Genomic DNA, 15123 nt, shown 5'->3' with positions numbered 1-15123 from the left:
CTTTTGCGTGGTTCAGCCGTGGTTTTTGCGTGGTGCATCTGTATATACACCCCCGCCACGCCGGGGCGGGGCGCATGTGAAAAAGCCCCCATCGGGATGGGGGCCTTGGCAGACAGGCGGCACTGTCAGATTGCAGCAGAGTGCTGGGCCTTGGTCTGGTCATAGGCGTCAAAGGCCCGCGCGATCATCCGGGTCAGCGGGCGACCATGTGGCAGGATGCTAAGCCCATTGGCATTGAGTTTGACCATGCCGGGGAAGGCATCGGCGGCGCGCAGCATCAGCATGTCCAGCCGCTCGGGCGTGACCTTGAAGTCGCGCAGGATTTCGGCGCGCGACAGGAAAAAGTCACACATCAGCGACTCGATGATGCGGGCGCGCAACACGTCTTCGCCGGTAAAGGCGTGGCCCTTATGCGTAGAGAACATGCCGTCGCGAATGGCCTTGGTATGGGCCGAGGTGCTGGGGGCGTTCTGGGCAAAGCCCTGCGGGAAGCGACTGATAGAGGACGCACCAAGGCCGACCAGCACGGGGGCGGTGTCATCGGTATAGCCCTGAAAGTTGCGCCGCAGCGTTCCCTTGGCCTGCGCGATGGCAAGGCCATCCGAGGGCCGGGCGAAGTGGTCGATTCCGATCGAGCGATAGCCATCCCATTCGAAAAGCTGCGTTGCGGTTTCGAACAGGCGCAGGCGTTCTTCCGGGGTGGGCATCGCATCTGACGGGATCAGCTGCTGGCGGCGGCTCATCCACGGGACATGGGCATAGCCGTAAAGGGCCACGCGGTCAGGCGACAGCGACAGCAGCTTTTGCACCGAATCCGCGATGCGTTCATTGGTTTGGTGCGGCAGGCCATAAAGGATGTCGGCGTTAAGCGAGGTAACGCCCCGGTCGCGGATCATATCGGCCACCTGTTTCGTCAACTCATAGCTTTGTTCGCGGCCGATGGTTTTCTGAATTTCGGGATCAAAATCCTGCACACCGATCGAGGCGCGGGTCATGCCCGAGGCAACCAGCGCATCAAGCCGGGCTGCATCAATTTCATTCGGATCAATCTCGACCGAGAATTCGGCCCCCGGCCCAAGTGGCAGCAGGGTGAACACGGCATCGGCCAGCATCTTCATCTGGTCGGGCGGCAACATGGTGGGCGTGCCGCCGCCCCAGTGCAGCCGCGACAGAGTGACGCCGCGCGGCAGATGGCGTTGCAGCAAGGCGACTTCAGCCTTGAGCGTTTGCGCATAGGCAATGACCGGATCATCGCTGCTGGTGCCTTGGGTGCGGCAGGCACAGAACCAGCACAACCGCCGACAAAAGGGCACATGCATATACAGCGATATGGCAGAGCCTTCGGGGATCTGTTCGATCCACGAGGTGAAATTGCCCGGCGTCACCGACGCGGAAAAATGTGGCGCCGTCGGGTAACTGGTGTACCGTGGGACGCGCGCGTCAAAAAGACCGAGCCGTGTGAGTTGCGATTCTTGTGTCATTCAAATAGCTTTATGCATTGAAACGGGATCTGCCTTTGATGCAGATCAAGCGAAGAAAGGCAGATCATGACACCTCCGCATGACCTGGCGACATTGGTTCACGATTGTGCTGAATGCCCCATCCGTCACCGCGCTGTTTGCGCCCGGTGTGAGTCGGATGAATTGCAGCGGCTGGAGCAGATCAAGTATTACCGCAGCTATCAGGCTGGGCAGACGATCATCTGGTCGGGCGACCGCATGGATTTTGTGGCCTCGGTCGTGACCGGGATCGCCACGCTGACCCAGACGATGGAGGATGGCCGCCGCCAGATGGTGGGGCTGTTGTTGCCATCGGATTTCGTGGGCCGGCCGGGGCGCGCGACGGCGGCCTATGATGTGACCGCGACCACCGATCTGGTGATGTGCTGTTTCCGCCGCAAGCCGTTTGAAGAAATGATGGCCCAGACCCCGCATGTGGCGCAGCGTTTGCTGGAGATGACGCTGGATGAACTGGATGCCGCGCGAGAGTGGATGCTGCTGTTGGGCCGCAAGACGGCGCGGGAAAAGATCGCCAGCCTGCTGTCGATCATCGCGCGGCGGGATGCCAGCCTGAAGTTGCGGGCGGCGCAGGGGTCTTTGGTGTTTGACCTGCCCCTGACGCGTGAGGAAATGGCCGATTATCTGGGCCTGACGCTGGAAACCGTCAGCCGCCAGATGAGCGCGCTGAAAAAGGATGGCATCATCGAGCTGGAGGGCAAGCGGCATATCGTTGTGCCCGATTTTGACGTGCTGCTGGAAGAAACAGGTGATGACAGCGATGGCGGCTTCTTGGTCTAGGCTTTTCGCATTTTGCGTGGTGGCGGGTGGTGCATGCAACGCCGCCATGGCAGCAGAAGATGAGTTGCGCTGTGGCTGGTATGAAAATCCCAGACCAAAGACCCATTTTCTGACAGATGCCGATGGGGAATGGACGATTGCCAGCCCCGGATTGGAGGCAAAGGGCTTTGCCGACCTTCCTCGGGCGTCGTTCGATTTCGGGTCGGCTTGGGTGATTGTGAATGGGGCCTATGGTTACGGTTGTGCCTGCATTCAGGGGGAATTCGGCCCGGTAGGATCGGGCCGAATTCTTGAAGTACACGAGTTGAAGCCCCTGCCGCTGTCGCGCTGTGCGCGCGACCCGGCCTTGCCAGAGGCCAGCGGCTGATCAATGCGCCATCAGGACGGGCACTTCGGCCTGTTCCAGCATGTTGCGGGTGGCGCCGCCCAGAATGGCCTCGCGAAAGCGCGAATGGCCATAGGCGCCCATCACCATCATATCGGCATTGCGGTCGCGCAGATGGCGGGCCAGCACATCCGACACGCGGGGCAGGGTTTTGGCCAGCACCGAAACCTCGGCCCGCACCCCGTGGCGCACCAGCATCTGGCACAGCAGTCCCCCCGGATCCGAGCGTTCGGGGCCGTGGCTGGGCGGATCGACCACGGTGATATCAACCAGATCGGCTGATTTCAGCAGGGGCAGGGCGCGGCGGACGGCGTTCATCGCCTCGCGGCTTTGGTTCCAGGCGATGACGATGGTCTTGGGCGTGGCGGTGGCCAGCCCCTTGGCGGGCAGAACCAGAACCGGGGCCTGGCCTTCGAACATCGCGGCTTCGACAACGGCTTCGGCCTCGGGGCCCTGGTCATTGCCATAGGGGCGGGCCAGAACCACCAGATCGGCAAAGCGTGCGCGCTGGGCGACCAGTTCGGCCAGGGCGCCCAGTTGGGCGACGGCGGCCTCGGTGCTGGCGCGCAGGTCCAGCTCTTCGGCCTTGATGGCGGCGAGCGCGGCTTTTTCCAGGTCGCGCGCGTCAGTTTCAGCCCGTTCCAGCGACACCTGCATCATGACCGCGCCCGAACCGACATAGGAATATCCGATCTGCGTGCGATCAACGCCAAGGGCCAGGATGTCGAGATGGCCATCATTAGCTTCGGCAATGCGGGCGGCACCCGGAACCGACAGGGGAATCTGCGCGGCATTTGTGGCGACCGTGAGGATCGATTTATAGGCCATGCTTGCCTCCTTGAATTGCATCGAAGGCAGTGTAAGCCCGTGAAACCGCCATCACATTGACCTTGGTCAAGAATGGGGTGTGAATTTATTGACATGGATCAAGGCCTTTCGTGCCGCACTGCCGCACAAGCAGTATGTCGAATAGTGTGCGAACGAACCACGAGGCGAATCGTGGGGCGAATCAGCCATAGACGAAGGGACGCAATATGTGGGATTACTTGAAACTGGTCGTGCTTGGGGTGATTGCGGTGGCTGCCGCGATTGCTGCCAACTACGCCCGCGATCTGGCCTATCTGGTCAACGCGGTCGAAGTCATGCTGGCCGCCGCCATTGTCTTTGTGGTGGTGCTGCGTGGCATGGGCGAGCCTAAGCTGGCCTTGAACAACAATGAATATATGGACGGTGTGGTGCGCGCAGGCGTGATTGCCACCACGTTCTGGGGTGTCGTCGGCTTTCTGGTCGGCGTCATCATCGCCAGCCAGCTTGCCTGGCCGTGGCTGAACTTTGAGGCGCTGCAAGGTATTGGCAACTTTGGGCGGCTGCGCCCGCTGCACACCAGTGCGGTGATCTTTGCCTTTGGCGGCAATGCGCTGATCATGTCCACCTTCTATATCGTCCAGCGCACCACCGCTGCCCGCCTTTGGGGCGGCAATCTGGCGTGGTTCGTCTTCTGGGGCTGGAACCTGATGATCGTTCTGGCGGCATCGTCCTATATTCTGGGCGGCACCCAATCGCGCGAATATGCTGAGCCGGTCTGGTATATCGACTGGTGGATCACCGTGGTTTGGGTGGCCTTCCTTGTGGTCTTCATGGGCACGATCCTGAAGCGCAAAGAGCCCCATATCTATGTGGCCAACTGGTTCTTGCTGTCGTTCATCGTGACGATTGCCATGCTGCACCTGGTCAACAACATGGCCATTCCGGTGTCGATCTTCGGGTCGCAATCGGTGCAGGTGACCAGCGGTGTGCAGGATGCCATGATCCAGTGGTGGTATGGCCACAACGCTGTGGGCTTTTTCCTGACCGCCGGTTTCCTTGGCATGATGTATTACTTTGTGCCCAAGCAGGCTGAACGTCCGGTCTATAGCTATAAGCTGTCGATCATTCACTTCTGGGCGCTGATCTTCCTGTATATCTGGGCTGGTCCGCACCACCTGCACTACACGGCTTTGCCTGACTGGGCTGGCACGCTGGGTATGGTGTTCTCGGTCATTCTGTGGATGCCGTCCTGGGGTGGCATGATCAACGGCCTGATGACGCTGTCGGGTGCCTGGGACAAGCTGCGCACCGACCCGATCATCCGCATGATGGTGGTTTCGGTCGGCTTTTACGGCATGTCCACCTTTGAAGGCCCGATGATGAGCATCAAGGCCGTGAACAGCCTGTCGCACTATACCGACTGGACCATTGGTCACGTTCACTCTGGCGCACTTGGCTGGAATGGCATGATCACCTTTGGGGCGCTGTATTTCCTGGTGCCGCGTCTGTGGAACCGTGAGCGGCTTTACAGCCTGCAAATGGTCAGCTGGCACTTCTGGTTGGCAACGATCGGGATCGTTCTTTATGCCTCGGCCATGTGGGTCACCGGCATCATGGAAGGCCTGATGTGGCGCGAAGTGGATGCCAACGGCTTCCTTGTGAACGCCTTTGCCGACACGGTGGCTGCCAAGTTCCCGATGTATGTGGTGCGCGCTTTGGGTGGGACGATGTATCTGAGCGGTGCGCTGATCATGGCCTATAACCTCTGGATGACGGTGAAGGCACAGCCGGCCAAAGCGGCCGTCAACGCCAACAACGCCGTTCCGGCAGAATAAGGAAGGGGACGCAACATGGCTTTCCTTGACAAACACAAGGCAATTGAAACGCATGCCACGCTGCTGCTGGTGCTGTCGTTCCTGGTTGTGACGATTGGCGGTTTGGTGCAGATCGTGCCGCTGTTCTATCTGGATAACACGATCGAAAAGGTGGAAGGGGTGCGCCCCTACACCCCGCTGGAGCTGGCGGGACGTGACATCTATATCCGCGAGGGCTGCTATGGCTGTCACAGCCAGATGATCCGCCCGATGCGCGATGAGGTGGAGCGCTATGGCCACTACAGCCTTGCGGCTGAGTCGATGTATGACCACCCGTTCCAGTGGGGGTCCAAGCGGACCGGGCCGGATCTGGCCCGCGTCGGTGGCCGGTATTCGGACGAATGGCATCAGGACCACTTTTATGATGCCAAGTCGGTTGTGCCGGAATCGGTGATGCCGCCCTATGGCTTTTTGGCCAGCAAGGTGATCGACGGCCGTTACATTCAGGACGTGATGTCCACCCATCGGATTGTTGGTGTGCCCTATACCGACGAGATGATGGAGAATGCGGTTGCCGATTTCACCTCGCAGGCTGACCCCAATGCCGATAGCGATGGCTTGCAAGAGCGGTATGGCGAAGCGGTGTTTGGCAATGCCATCAACGTGCGCAACTTTGATGGTCAGCCCGCGCTGACCGAGATGGATGCGCTGATCGCCTATATCCAGGTTCTGGGCACGATGGTCGATTTCTCGACCTTTACCCCAGACGCCAGCCGGTAAGGGGGGCGCGATGGAAACCTATAGCTTGCTAAGGGAATTTGCCGACAGCTGGATGCTTTTGGCGCTGTTCACCGTGTTTCTGGGCGTGTGCGTCTGGATCTGGCGGCCGGGCAGCCGGAAGGCCCATGACGAAGCGGCCAATGCCATCTTTCGCAACGACACGAAACCCGCTGGCGATGCCGGCCGAGTGAAGCCCGCTGGCCTGCCCAGCAAAGCCAAGGAGGCGTAAGACGATGTGCGCCAAGAGAGTGACGCCCGCGAAGAAGGGCGAGGTGGAAACCACCGGCCACGAATGGGACGGCATCGAGGAGTATAACAACCCCTTGCCGCGCTGGTGGGTCTGGGTGTTCTACGCCTGTATCGTCTGGGGCATCGGCTATTCGATCGCCTATCCGGCCTGGCCCTTGATCACCAAGGCCACGCCGGGGCTGCTTGGGGCCTCGACCCGCGCCGATGTGGCGGTAGAGATCAAGCGGTTCGACGATGCCAATGCTGCGATCAAGCAGCAGTTGGTTGAGGCCGATCTGACGACGGTTTCGGACAATCCCGATCTGATGGGCTTTGCCGAACGTGCCGGGGCGGCTGTGTTCCGCACCAATTGCGCACAGTGCCACGGGTCGGGTGCGGCTGGGGTGGAAGGCAAGGGCTATCCGAACCTTCTGGATGACGATTGGCTGTGGGGCGGGGATATCGAGAATATCCACCTGACCATCACCCACGGCATTCGCAACACCACCGATGATGATGCCCGCTATTCAGAGATGCCGCGGTTTGGTGCCGATGAATTGCTGGAAAAGCCGCAGATCGACGAAGTGGTGGAATATGTGCTGAAGCTTTCGGGCCAAGAGCATGACGCCACACTGGCCGCGGCTGGTGAGACGGTTTTCCTTGATAATTGCGCGGCCTGTCACATGGAAGACGGCTCGGGCGATCCGGCGCAAGGGGCACCGAAACTGTCGGATGCGATCTGGCTGTATGGCGGTTCGCGCGAAGCGATCACCTATACCGTTGTGAACGCCCGTTTCGGCGTGATGCCGAACTGGAACGAACGTCTGAGCGAGGATGAGATCCGCGCCGTGGCGCTGTATGTTCACAGCCGGGGTGGTGGTCAGTAACCTCTGACCCAAGATCAGCCGGGGGCCTGGGGGAAACCTTGGGCCCTTTGGCATGTCGGGGGGGCTGCGACAAAATGGCTGGGCCCGGGGCGGTTGATTCAGGTCAAGGACGCGGGCGCCGGGTGCGGCTTTAGTGCCTGTGACCAGCCTACGGGCTTGGCCAGCACCGGTGCCTTCTCCTGTTCGCGCGTTTCCTGAAGGCGCCGGTGTTTACCCCCCCCCTTTTTTCGGCGGCTGTGACACTTCGCGCCCATGTTGTTGGGGCGGAAGGCAAAGTAAACTCGTATCAACGATGTGCATTTTGATACAGGTCAAAGCCGGGGCCGGGTTGGCAGTGCAGAACACTGAAATGAATTTGAAATCGGAGTGAGTCCGTGAGCACGCCTGAACCAAGCCAACCCGAAAGCCTTTACGCCGCGCGTGAGCCTATTTTCCCGCGCCGGGTCAAGGGTCAGTTCCGCAATCTGAAATGGTGGATCATGGCGGTGACGCTGGGTATCTACTATCTGACCCCGTGGATCCGCTGGGACCGGGGGCCGAACCTGCCTGATCAGGCGGTTTTGATTGATATGGCGAACCGGCGGTTCTTTTTCTTCATGATCGAAATCTGGCCGCATGAGTTTTACTTTGTCGCGGGCCTGCTGATCATGGCGGGGCTGGGGTTGTTCCTGTTCACCAGTGCGGCGGGCCGGGTGTGGTGTGGCTATGCCTGCCCGCAGACCGTGTGGACCGATCTGTTCATTCTGGTGGAACGCTGGGTCGAGGGGGATCGGAATGCCCGCATCCGCCTGCATCGCCAGAAATGGGATGCCGAGAAGATCCGCAAGAATGGCTTGAAATGGACGCTGTGGTTTCTGATCGCCCTGGCAACGGGCGGGGCGTGGATCTTTTATTTCACCGATGCGCCCACGCTGCTGGTTGATCTGGTCACGGGTCAGGCGCATCCGATTGCCTATCTGACGATGCTGGTTCTGACGGCGACGACCTTTGCCTTTGGCGGGTTCGCGCGCGAACAGATCTGCATTTATGCCTGCCCCTGGCCGCGGATTCAGGCCGCGATGATGGATGAAGACACCATCACCATCGGCTATCGTGAATGGCGCGGAGAGCCGCGCGGCAAGCAAGGCGTCGAAGGCCATGGCGATTGCATCGACTGCAAGGCCTGCGTCAACGTCTGCCCGATGGGGATCGACATCCGGGATGGCCAGCAGCTGGCCTGTATCACCTGTGGCCTGTGCATTGATGCCTGCAATGACATCATGGACAAGATCGGCAAGCCGCGGGGCCTGATCGGCTATCTGGCGCTGACCGACGAAACGGCCGAACGGGCTGGCAGCGAGCCGAAATCGGTCTGGAAGCATGTGTTCCGGCTGCGGACGATCATGTATACCACGCTTTGGGCGGCGGTCGGGGTTGGGCTTGTCGTGGCCTTGTTCCTGCGGACCGAGATTGACGTGAACGTAACGCCCGTGCGCAACCCCACCTTTGTGACGCTGTCGGATGGCACCATTCGCAACACCTATGATCTGCGGCTGCGCAACAAGCATGGCGATGACCGCTATTTCCATGTGTCATTGACCTCGGACGCGGATTTCAGGATTGCTTTGGAAGGCACGGATGAGTTGCGGGTTCTGGTTCCGGCCAATGAGACGCTGGAGCAGCGGGTTTATGTGCTGGCAGCGCCGGGCAGCACGGCGGCCACCAGCGACCGCACGGCCCTGCGTCTGTGGGTCGAGGATATGGACGCCAGCGAGCGCGTGCATAAAGACACCATCTTTAACGGAAAAGGGCAGTAACATGGCAGAGATTACCGGGCGACACGTCTTGCTGTTCACGGTTGGTGCCTTTGGGGTGATCATCGGGGTGAATGTGTTGATGGCCTATAAGGCCATCAGCACCTTTCCGGGGCTGGAGGTGCAGAATTCCTACGTGGCCAGTCAGGGCTTTGATGCCCGCCGCAGCGCCCAGCAGTCGCTGGGGTGGACCATGGCGCACAGCTATAACCCGTCAACGGGGCGGTTGGTGGTTGATCTGACGGATGCCACCGGTGCCCCTGCCGATGTGGCTGCCCTGAAGGGACTGCTTGGCCGCACGACCGAAGCGCGTGAAGACCAGACCCCCGATTTCGTTCCTGTGGCGGGTGCCTGGGAGGCCGATGCGAAACTGGGGCCGGGCAAGTGGCTGTTGAAGATCGAGGCGCTGTCCACCGATGGCACCCTGTTTGAACAGCGTGTCGATTTCTTTGTGAGAGGCTGATCCATGTCTGTGGCAGGACCGGTTGATCCGGGCGAGATGGGGGGCGGGGGCATTTCGGCCTGCCCGGCCTGTGTTGCGGCCCCGTCGGCGGCACGGATCGCTGCCGAAGCGGCGGCGCATCGCGATGCCCGGCTGATCTTGTCGCTGCCACAGGCGCATTGCGCGGTGTGCATCAGCACGGTTGAACATGCCATGATGGCCGTGCCGGGGGTGAAATCGGCCCGGGTGAACCTGACGCTGAAGCGCGTTTCGGTCGAGGCCGAGTCGCAGGTGACGGCCGCCGATCTGGTGCAGGCGGCGGCTGGTGTCGGCTATGAGGCGCATGAGCTGGACCCCGGATTGCTGAGCGCCACCGAAACGGATCGGCAGGGGCGTGACCTGCTGATGCGGCTGGGGGTGGCGTTCTTTTCGATGATGAATGTGATGTTGCTGTCGGTGGCCGTCTGGTCGGGGGCCGAAGGCGTGACGCGCGATCTGTTTCACTGGATTTCGGCCAGCATTGCGCTGCCGACGGTGGTGTTTTCCGGCCAGCCATTTTTCAAAAGCGCCTGGCGCAGTTTGCGGGCCGGGCGGTTGGGGATGGATGTGCCGATCTCGCTGGCGCTGATTCTGGCGTCAAGCATCAGCCTGTTCGAGACTTGGGCTTCGGGGCATCATGCCTATTTCGATGCGGCGGTGATGCTGACGTTTTTCTTGTTGCTGGGGCGGTATCTGGATCACCGCACCCGTGCTGTGGCGCGCTCGGCAGCCGAAGAACTGGCCGCGCTGGAGGTGCCGCGCGCCGTGGTTCTGCGCGACGGGCAAGAGGTGACGGTCAGCATTTCGGATGTGATCGTGGGCGAATTGGTGCGCGTGCGCCCCGGTGGGCGGATGCCTGTTGATGGTGTGATCGTTGACGGCACCAGTGAAATTGACCGATCCGTGCTGACGGGCGAAAGCCTGCCGGTTTATGGCGGGCCGGGCGGCGTGGTTTCGGCGGGTGAGGTCAATCTGACCGGCCCTCTGACCCTGCGGGTGACGGCGGCGGGCAAAGACAGCAGCCTGCACCGGATGGCCGATCTGGTGGCCGTGGCCGAAAGCGCGCGCACGAAATACACCAGTTTGGCCGAACGGGCCGCGGCGTGGTATTCGCCGCTGGTGCATCTGTTGTCGTTCAGCGCCTTTGGGTTCTGGATGTGGAAAACCGGCGGCGATCTGCGGTATGCGGTGAATATCTCGGCGGCGGTGCTGATCATCACCTGCCCCTGTGCGCTTGGGTTGGCGGTGCCTGCGGTTGTTACCTCGGCGTCGGGGCGGTTGTTCCGCAAGGGCCTGCTGATCAAGGATGGCACTGCGCTGGAACGGCTGGCCGAAGTGGATGTGGTGGTGTTTGACAAGACCGGCACCCTGACCATGGGCGCACCTCAGCCGACCAATCTGGCCGATCACCCCGGCCCGGCGGTCGAGGTGGCCCTGGCGCTTGCGGGGGCGTCGTCGCATCCGCTGGCCATGGCATTGGCCGAAGCGGCGCGGGCGGCGGGCATCAAGCCTGCACGGGTTGAGGATATTCGGGAAGTGCCGGGCTATGGCATCGAGGGCCAGTGGAAGGGCCAGCGCGTGCGGCTTGGCCGTGCGGGGTGGTGCGGGGGGCAGGCGCTGGATGTGACGGCGACCTATCTGTGCACCGGCGACGGGAAGCCGCGCGCCTTTACCTTTGCCGACAGGCTGCGGCCGGGGGCCGAACAGGCCGTGGCCGATTTGCGCCGTCAGGGCATGGCGGTGCGGCTGATTTCGGGTGATGTCGAAGGCGCGGTGCGCGATCTGGCCGGGCGCTTGGGTATTGACGACTGGGTGGCCGGGGCCCTGCCCGCCGAAAAGGCGGCCTTGGTGGCAGAGCTGACCGGGCAAGGCCACCGCGTTCTGATGGTGGGGGATGGGCTGAACGACACAGCGGCCCTTGCCGCCGCCCATGTGTCGATTTCGCCCGCCTCGGCGCTGGATGCGGCGCGGGTGGCGTCTGACATCGTGCTTTTGGGGCAGGATATGGCCGTGATCGGGGATGCGGTGCGGATCTCGCGGCAATCGACGCGGCGTATTCGGGAAAACTTTGGCATCTCGGCACTGTATAACGTGGTGGCGGTGCCCTTGGCCCTTGTCGGGATGGCAACACCGCTGGCGGCGGCTTTGGCCATGTCACTGTCGTCGATCACGGTTTCGCTGAATGCATTGCGGTTGAAATAGATATGGAAATTCTAGGAATCCTCATTCCCGTTTCGTTGTTTCTGGGGGGCATTGGCCTGTTGGCCTTTGTCTGGGCCATGAAGACGCGGCAGTTCGATGACCCCGAGGGGGATGCAAACCGCATTCTGACCAAGGATTACGACGACCACCCCAAGCCCTGAGCGGTTGGTTGCCCCAAAAGAAAAGCCCCCGCAACGCCGTTGCCGGGGGCTTTTTGTTGGGTGGGGCGGTTGGCTGGCCCGATCAGGGGGCCAGCGTAAAGCATTGAGTGCCGCGCGCTTGCAGCCTGCGGCAGGCAAGGTCGGCTTGATCCTGGGTCAGGCCCATGAAATTCGCATGCCACGCCCCACCGCGCTGCACCACTTTGCGCAGCCCTTCGTTCAGGGTCGAGCTTTCGGCAAGCTGGGTCTTCAGCAAGATGCGCTCTGCCTCGCTGCGGGAATTGAACTTGCCCAGATTCACGCCGAAATGCCGGGCGTTTGACGTGGACAGGCGGATGACTTGCGGTGCGGATTCAGGCGGCAGCGGGCCCGAAGGGGCGACGCTGTCAAAGATCGGGGCGTTGCGCTTGGGCGGGGCCACTGCGGCGACTTGCGCCACTTCGGAAATCGGCATTTCGGCCAAAGCCTCGGCCTGTGCGTCCAGCGTGGGGTCTGCAATCAGCGCCGTGGCCTGTGCATCCAGCGTGCCGGGTTCGGGTTGTGGGGCAAGGGCCAGCTCGATGGCCTGATCCACCGGGGCCTCGGCCATCAGCTCTTCGGGTTCTGTCGTATCTTCGTTGGCGGCCAGAGACAGATCGGTGTCATCCGCTGCGACGGCGGGGCTGTCCTCGACGCTGGCCAGTTCGTCCGGGCGGGCCGGGGGGCGCGGCAGGGCAGCGACCACCTCGGTGACCGCGTCAATCGGGGCTTGGTCAGGTTGGGCTTGTTCGGGGGCCTCGGCCAGTTCGACAGCCATATCGGCGGCTTGCGCATCCAGCGTGCCCGCAGGGGCCGGCGCGCCAGTGGCTTCGGCCAGTGCGGCGGCGATGTCGTCTTGAATGGCGGCCACGGCCTCGGTTGCGGCGGCGATCTTGGCCGCCGACGGGCGGGCCAGCGGGCGCGGCGATGTGGCAACGGCGGTTTGCAGGCGAATCGTCTTGGCGGCGCCGCCTTCAACTTCGGGCAGGCCATCGGCTTGGGCCACCAGCGCGTTTTCCTCATCCGCCTGATACGAGGGGGCGGCGGGGGCCTTGACCGGGGCGTTCTTGGGCGCGCGGCGGAAACCAAGGTCAAGCAGTTCGGCCATCTTGGCATTGCGGCCTGCGGTCGACGGGCCGCCGAACACCGTGGCAATGATGCGGACGCCATCCCTCTCGGCCGAAGCGGTCAGGTTAAAGCCTGCGGCCACGGTATAGCCGGTCTTGATGCCATCGGCACCTTTATAGGCATCCAGAAACCGGGTGTTGGTGTTGCGCACCTGCGTCATGCCGGCATCGGTCGTGCGGCGCGAGAAGATGTTGTAATATTGCGGATAATCATAGAACAGGCGGCGGCCCAGCGTTGTCATGTCGCGCGCGGTAGACAGGTGGCCATTGGCGGTCAGGCCGTTTGCGTTCTTGAAGGTGGTGTTCTTCATGCCAAGGGCCTTGGCGGTGCGTGTCATGCGGGCGGCAAAGCGGGCCTCGTCGCCGCCGATGGCATCCCCGATGGCCGATGCGGCATCGTTGGCCGATTTGATCGCAGCGGCACGGATCAGATAGCGCAGGGCGATTTTCTGCCCCGCCTTCAGGCCAAGCCGCGACGGCGGTTTCGACGCCGCATTCTGGGAAACGGTGATCAGTGTATCAAGGCTGATATTGCCGCGCTCGATTTCCTCGAACGCGATATACAACGTCATCATCTTGGTCAGCGAGGCCGGGTGCAGGCGGGTGTCGGCATTGTCAGACAACAACACCTCGCCGGTGCGCGCATCTTGCACAAAGGCCGCAAAGGGGGCCGCGCCCGAGGGCTGGGGAGAGGAGCATGCCGCCACCACCACAATGGCGAACAGACATAGAAAATTGCGGACAATTTGCCCTAAAAGCGTATTCACACCGCTGATCCTTGCTCTGCCTCGACCGCCCCGATTATTTTTGGTGGGGCTTGTTCAGCGTCAACGCTAGCACGGCATCAGATTCGATAAAACCCGGATTTATCAATGGTTTTGCGCAAAGAGCTAAAGCTGTTGCAAAACTGGCAACACTGGCAAGGTGCCGCCTATCACTGGTAGATCAGCCGAATTCCGCCACAAGATCGGGCAGGGCCCCAAGGTCGGCAATCTCGATGAACCGGGGGTGACCCAAGGGCGCGTCGGCCTGTTCCAGCGCCCAAGTGATGCCATGCGGCACATGAACGCCCCAACCGCCAACATCCAGAACCGGCAGAACATCGGATTTGATCGAGTTGCCCACCATCATCGCCTGACCCGGATCTGTGCCATGGCGGGCAAAGATCTGGGCATAGACGACGGGTTTCTTGTCAGACACGATTTCTACCCCGTGGAACAGATCGCCCAAGCCCGATTGCGCCAGCTTGCGTTCCTGATCCAGCAGATCGCCTTTGGTGATCAGCAGCACCTTGTGGCTGGCGGCCAGCGCCTGCACCGCCGCCTGGGCATGGGGCAGCAGTTCGATCGGGTGGGCCAGCATGTCGCGCCCGGCGGCCATGATTTCGGAAATTACGCGCGCGGGCACCCGGCCCTCTGTCACCTCGATCGCGGTTTCGATCATCGACAGGGTAAAGCCTTTGACGCCAAAACCGTAATGGCCCAGATTGCGCCGTTCGGCGGCCAGCAGCCGGTCATGCAGGTGGTCTTGGCCCGCATAATCGGCCAACAGGTCGGTAAACCGGTCTTGGGTCAGGCGAAAAAAGGTTTCGTTCTGCCAAAGGGTATCGTCTGCATCAAAGCCGATGGTGGTCAGGGTCATGGTGTCTCTCCTGCCGTGTTTCATGGCCTGTTTACGCTTCTGTCGCAAGCTTTTGGCCACGCCCCTTTCCCCGCAGCCAAAAGCCGCTATATTGCGCAGCAACGCCAACCATTCGAATCCATCGCAGCAAAGGGCTGATCCTGTGACCCATTTCCCCTTCAGCATGTCGGACAAGACCGATGGCCCGGGCGATGACACGGGCATTCTGACCAAGACCAAATCCAAGACGCAGCGCCCGCCGATGTATAAGGTGATGCTGCTGAATGATGATTACACCCCGATGGAATTCGTCGTTCATGTGCTGGAACGGTTCTTTGGCCTGAACCATGCCCAGGCTTTTGACATCATGCTGACAGTCCACAAAAAGGGGCTTGCCGTGGTGGGGGTGTTTTCGTTCGAAGTGGCCGAAACCAAGGTGGCGCAAGTGATGGATTTCGCGCGCCGCCATCAACACCCCCTGCAATGCACGATGGAGAAGGAATAGGCCCCGCGCCGTTCCGCA

General features: G+C 61.5%; 15 protein-coding genes. 11 read left to right on the top strand and 4 right to left on the bottom strand.

Going from position 1 to position 15123, the window contains the following annotated elements; all coding sequences use genetic code 11:
- Window positions 1-125: 125 nt before the first annotated feature.
- A complete protein-coding gene (gene hemN, locus V3C85_RS16135) occupies window positions 126-1481 on the bottom strand; it encodes an oxygen-independent coproporphyrinogen III oxidase (protein WP_331796384.1) in 1356 nt (451 codons plus the stop codon).
- A 66-nt stretch (window positions 1482-1547) separates the two neighbouring features.
- On the opposite strand from hemN, the gene fnrL reads away from it, so the two are divergent.
- A complete protein-coding gene (fnrL, locus tag V3C85_RS16130) occupies window positions 1548-2297 on the top strand; it encodes a transcriptional regulator FnrL (protein ID WP_331796383.1) in 750 nt (249 codons plus the stop codon).
- A 46-nt stretch (window positions 2298-2343) separates the two neighbouring features.
- Window positions 2344-2664: a DUF4087 domain-containing protein gene (locus tag V3C85_RS16125; protein ID WP_331796382.1), complete on the top strand. Its 321-nt coding sequence runs from the start codon at window positions 2344-2346 to the stop codon at window positions 2662-2664.
- Here V3C85_RS16125 and V3C85_RS16120 read toward each other — a convergent pair whose 3' ends face one another.
- A complete protein-coding gene (locus V3C85_RS16120; RefSeq protein ID WP_331796381.1) occupies window positions 2665-3510 on the bottom strand; it encodes a universal stress protein in 846 nt (281 codons plus the stop codon).
- 206 nt (window positions 3511-3716) lie between these two features.
- Here V3C85_RS16120 and ccoN point away from each other — a divergent pair, with 206 nt between their 5' ends.
- The 8 genes from ccoN to ccoS all read left to right on the top strand — a co-directional run bounded on the left by ccoN (window position 3717) and on the right by ccoS (window position 11835).
- Window positions 3717-5324, top strand: coding sequence for a cytochrome-c oxidase, cbb3-type subunit I (ccoN, locus tag V3C85_RS16115; RefSeq protein WP_331796380.1), 1608 nt, complete (start codon window positions 3717-3719; stop codon window positions 5322-5324).
- 15 nt (window positions 5325-5339) lie between these two features.
- Complete coding sequence (gene ccoO / locus V3C85_RS16110; RefSeq protein WP_331796378.1) at window positions 5340-6083, top strand: cytochrome-c oxidase, cbb3-type subunit II; 744 nt, start codon at window positions 5340-5342, stop codon at window positions 6081-6083.
- 10 nt (window positions 6084-6093) lie between these two features.
- Complete coding sequence (locus V3C85_RS16105; protein ID WP_331796376.1) at window positions 6094-6312, top strand: cbb3-type cytochrome c oxidase subunit 3; 219 nt, start codon at window positions 6094-6096, stop codon at window positions 6310-6312.
- A 19-nt stretch (window positions 6313-6331) separates the two neighbouring features.
- Window positions 6332-7198 (top strand): cytochrome-c oxidase, cbb3-type subunit III, encoded by an 867-nt coding sequence (gene ccoP, locus V3C85_RS16100; protein ID WP_445942029.1) that lies wholly within the window; start codon window positions 6332-6334, stop codon window positions 7196-7198.
- A 374-nt stretch (window positions 7199-7572) separates the two neighbouring features.
- Window positions 7573-8994 carry a cytochrome c oxidase accessory protein CcoG gene (gene ccoG / locus V3C85_RS16095; protein ID WP_331796373.1) on the top strand — a complete coding sequence of 474 codons (1422 nt, stop codon included), beginning with the start codon at window positions 7573-7575 and terminating at the stop codon, window positions 8992-8994.
- Window position 8995: 1 nt separating this feature from the next.
- Window positions 8996-9454, top strand: a complete 459-nt coding sequence (locus V3C85_RS16090) for a FixH family protein (protein ID WP_331796372.1) — start codon at window positions 8996-8998, stop codon at window positions 9452-9454.
- A 3-nt stretch (window positions 9455-9457) separates the two neighbouring features.
- A complete protein-coding gene (locus V3C85_RS16085; RefSeq protein WP_331796371.1) occupies window positions 9458-11674 on the top strand; it encodes a heavy metal translocating P-type ATPase in 2217 nt (738 codons plus the stop codon).
- Window positions 11675-11676: 2 nt separating this feature from the next.
- Window positions 11677-11835 (top strand): cbb3-type cytochrome oxidase assembly protein CcoS, encoded by a 159-nt coding sequence (ccoS, locus tag V3C85_RS16080; protein ID WP_331796370.1) that lies wholly within the window; start codon window positions 11677-11679, stop codon window positions 11833-11835.
- Between the two features lie 82 nt (window positions 11836-11917).
- On the opposite strand, the gene V3C85_RS16075 is transcribed toward ccoS, so the two are convergent.
- Together V3C85_RS16075 and V3C85_RS16070 are read right to left on the bottom strand one after the other, a co-directional pair.
- Window positions 11918-13747 (bottom strand): serine hydrolase, encoded by a 1830-nt coding sequence (locus V3C85_RS16075; RefSeq protein WP_445942028.1) that lies wholly within the window; start codon window positions 13745-13747, stop codon window positions 11918-11920.
- 178 nt (window positions 13748-13925) lie between these two features.
- Window positions 13926-14621, bottom strand: a complete 696-nt coding sequence (locus V3C85_RS16070; RefSeq protein ID WP_331796369.1) for an HAD family hydrolase — start codon at window positions 14619-14621, stop codon at window positions 13926-13928.
- A 163-nt stretch (window positions 14622-14784) separates the two neighbouring features.
- Here V3C85_RS16070 and clpS point away from each other — a divergent pair, with 163 nt between their 5' ends.
- Window positions 14785-15105 (top strand): ATP-dependent Clp protease adapter ClpS, encoded by a 321-nt coding sequence (gene clpS / locus V3C85_RS16065; protein WP_331796812.1) that lies wholly within the window; start codon window positions 14785-14787, stop codon window positions 15103-15105.
- The last annotated feature ends 18 nt before the right edge of the window (window positions 15106-15123 follow it).

The sequence above is a fragment of the Pseudotabrizicola sp. L79 genome, assembly GCF_036553525.1.
Lineage (GTDB): Bacteria > Pseudomonadota > Alphaproteobacteria > Rhodobacterales > Rhodobacteraceae > Pseudotabrizicola.
The sequence above is the reverse complement of the archived record's forward strand: the minus strand, read 5'-3'. Positions and strand labels throughout refer to the sequence as shown.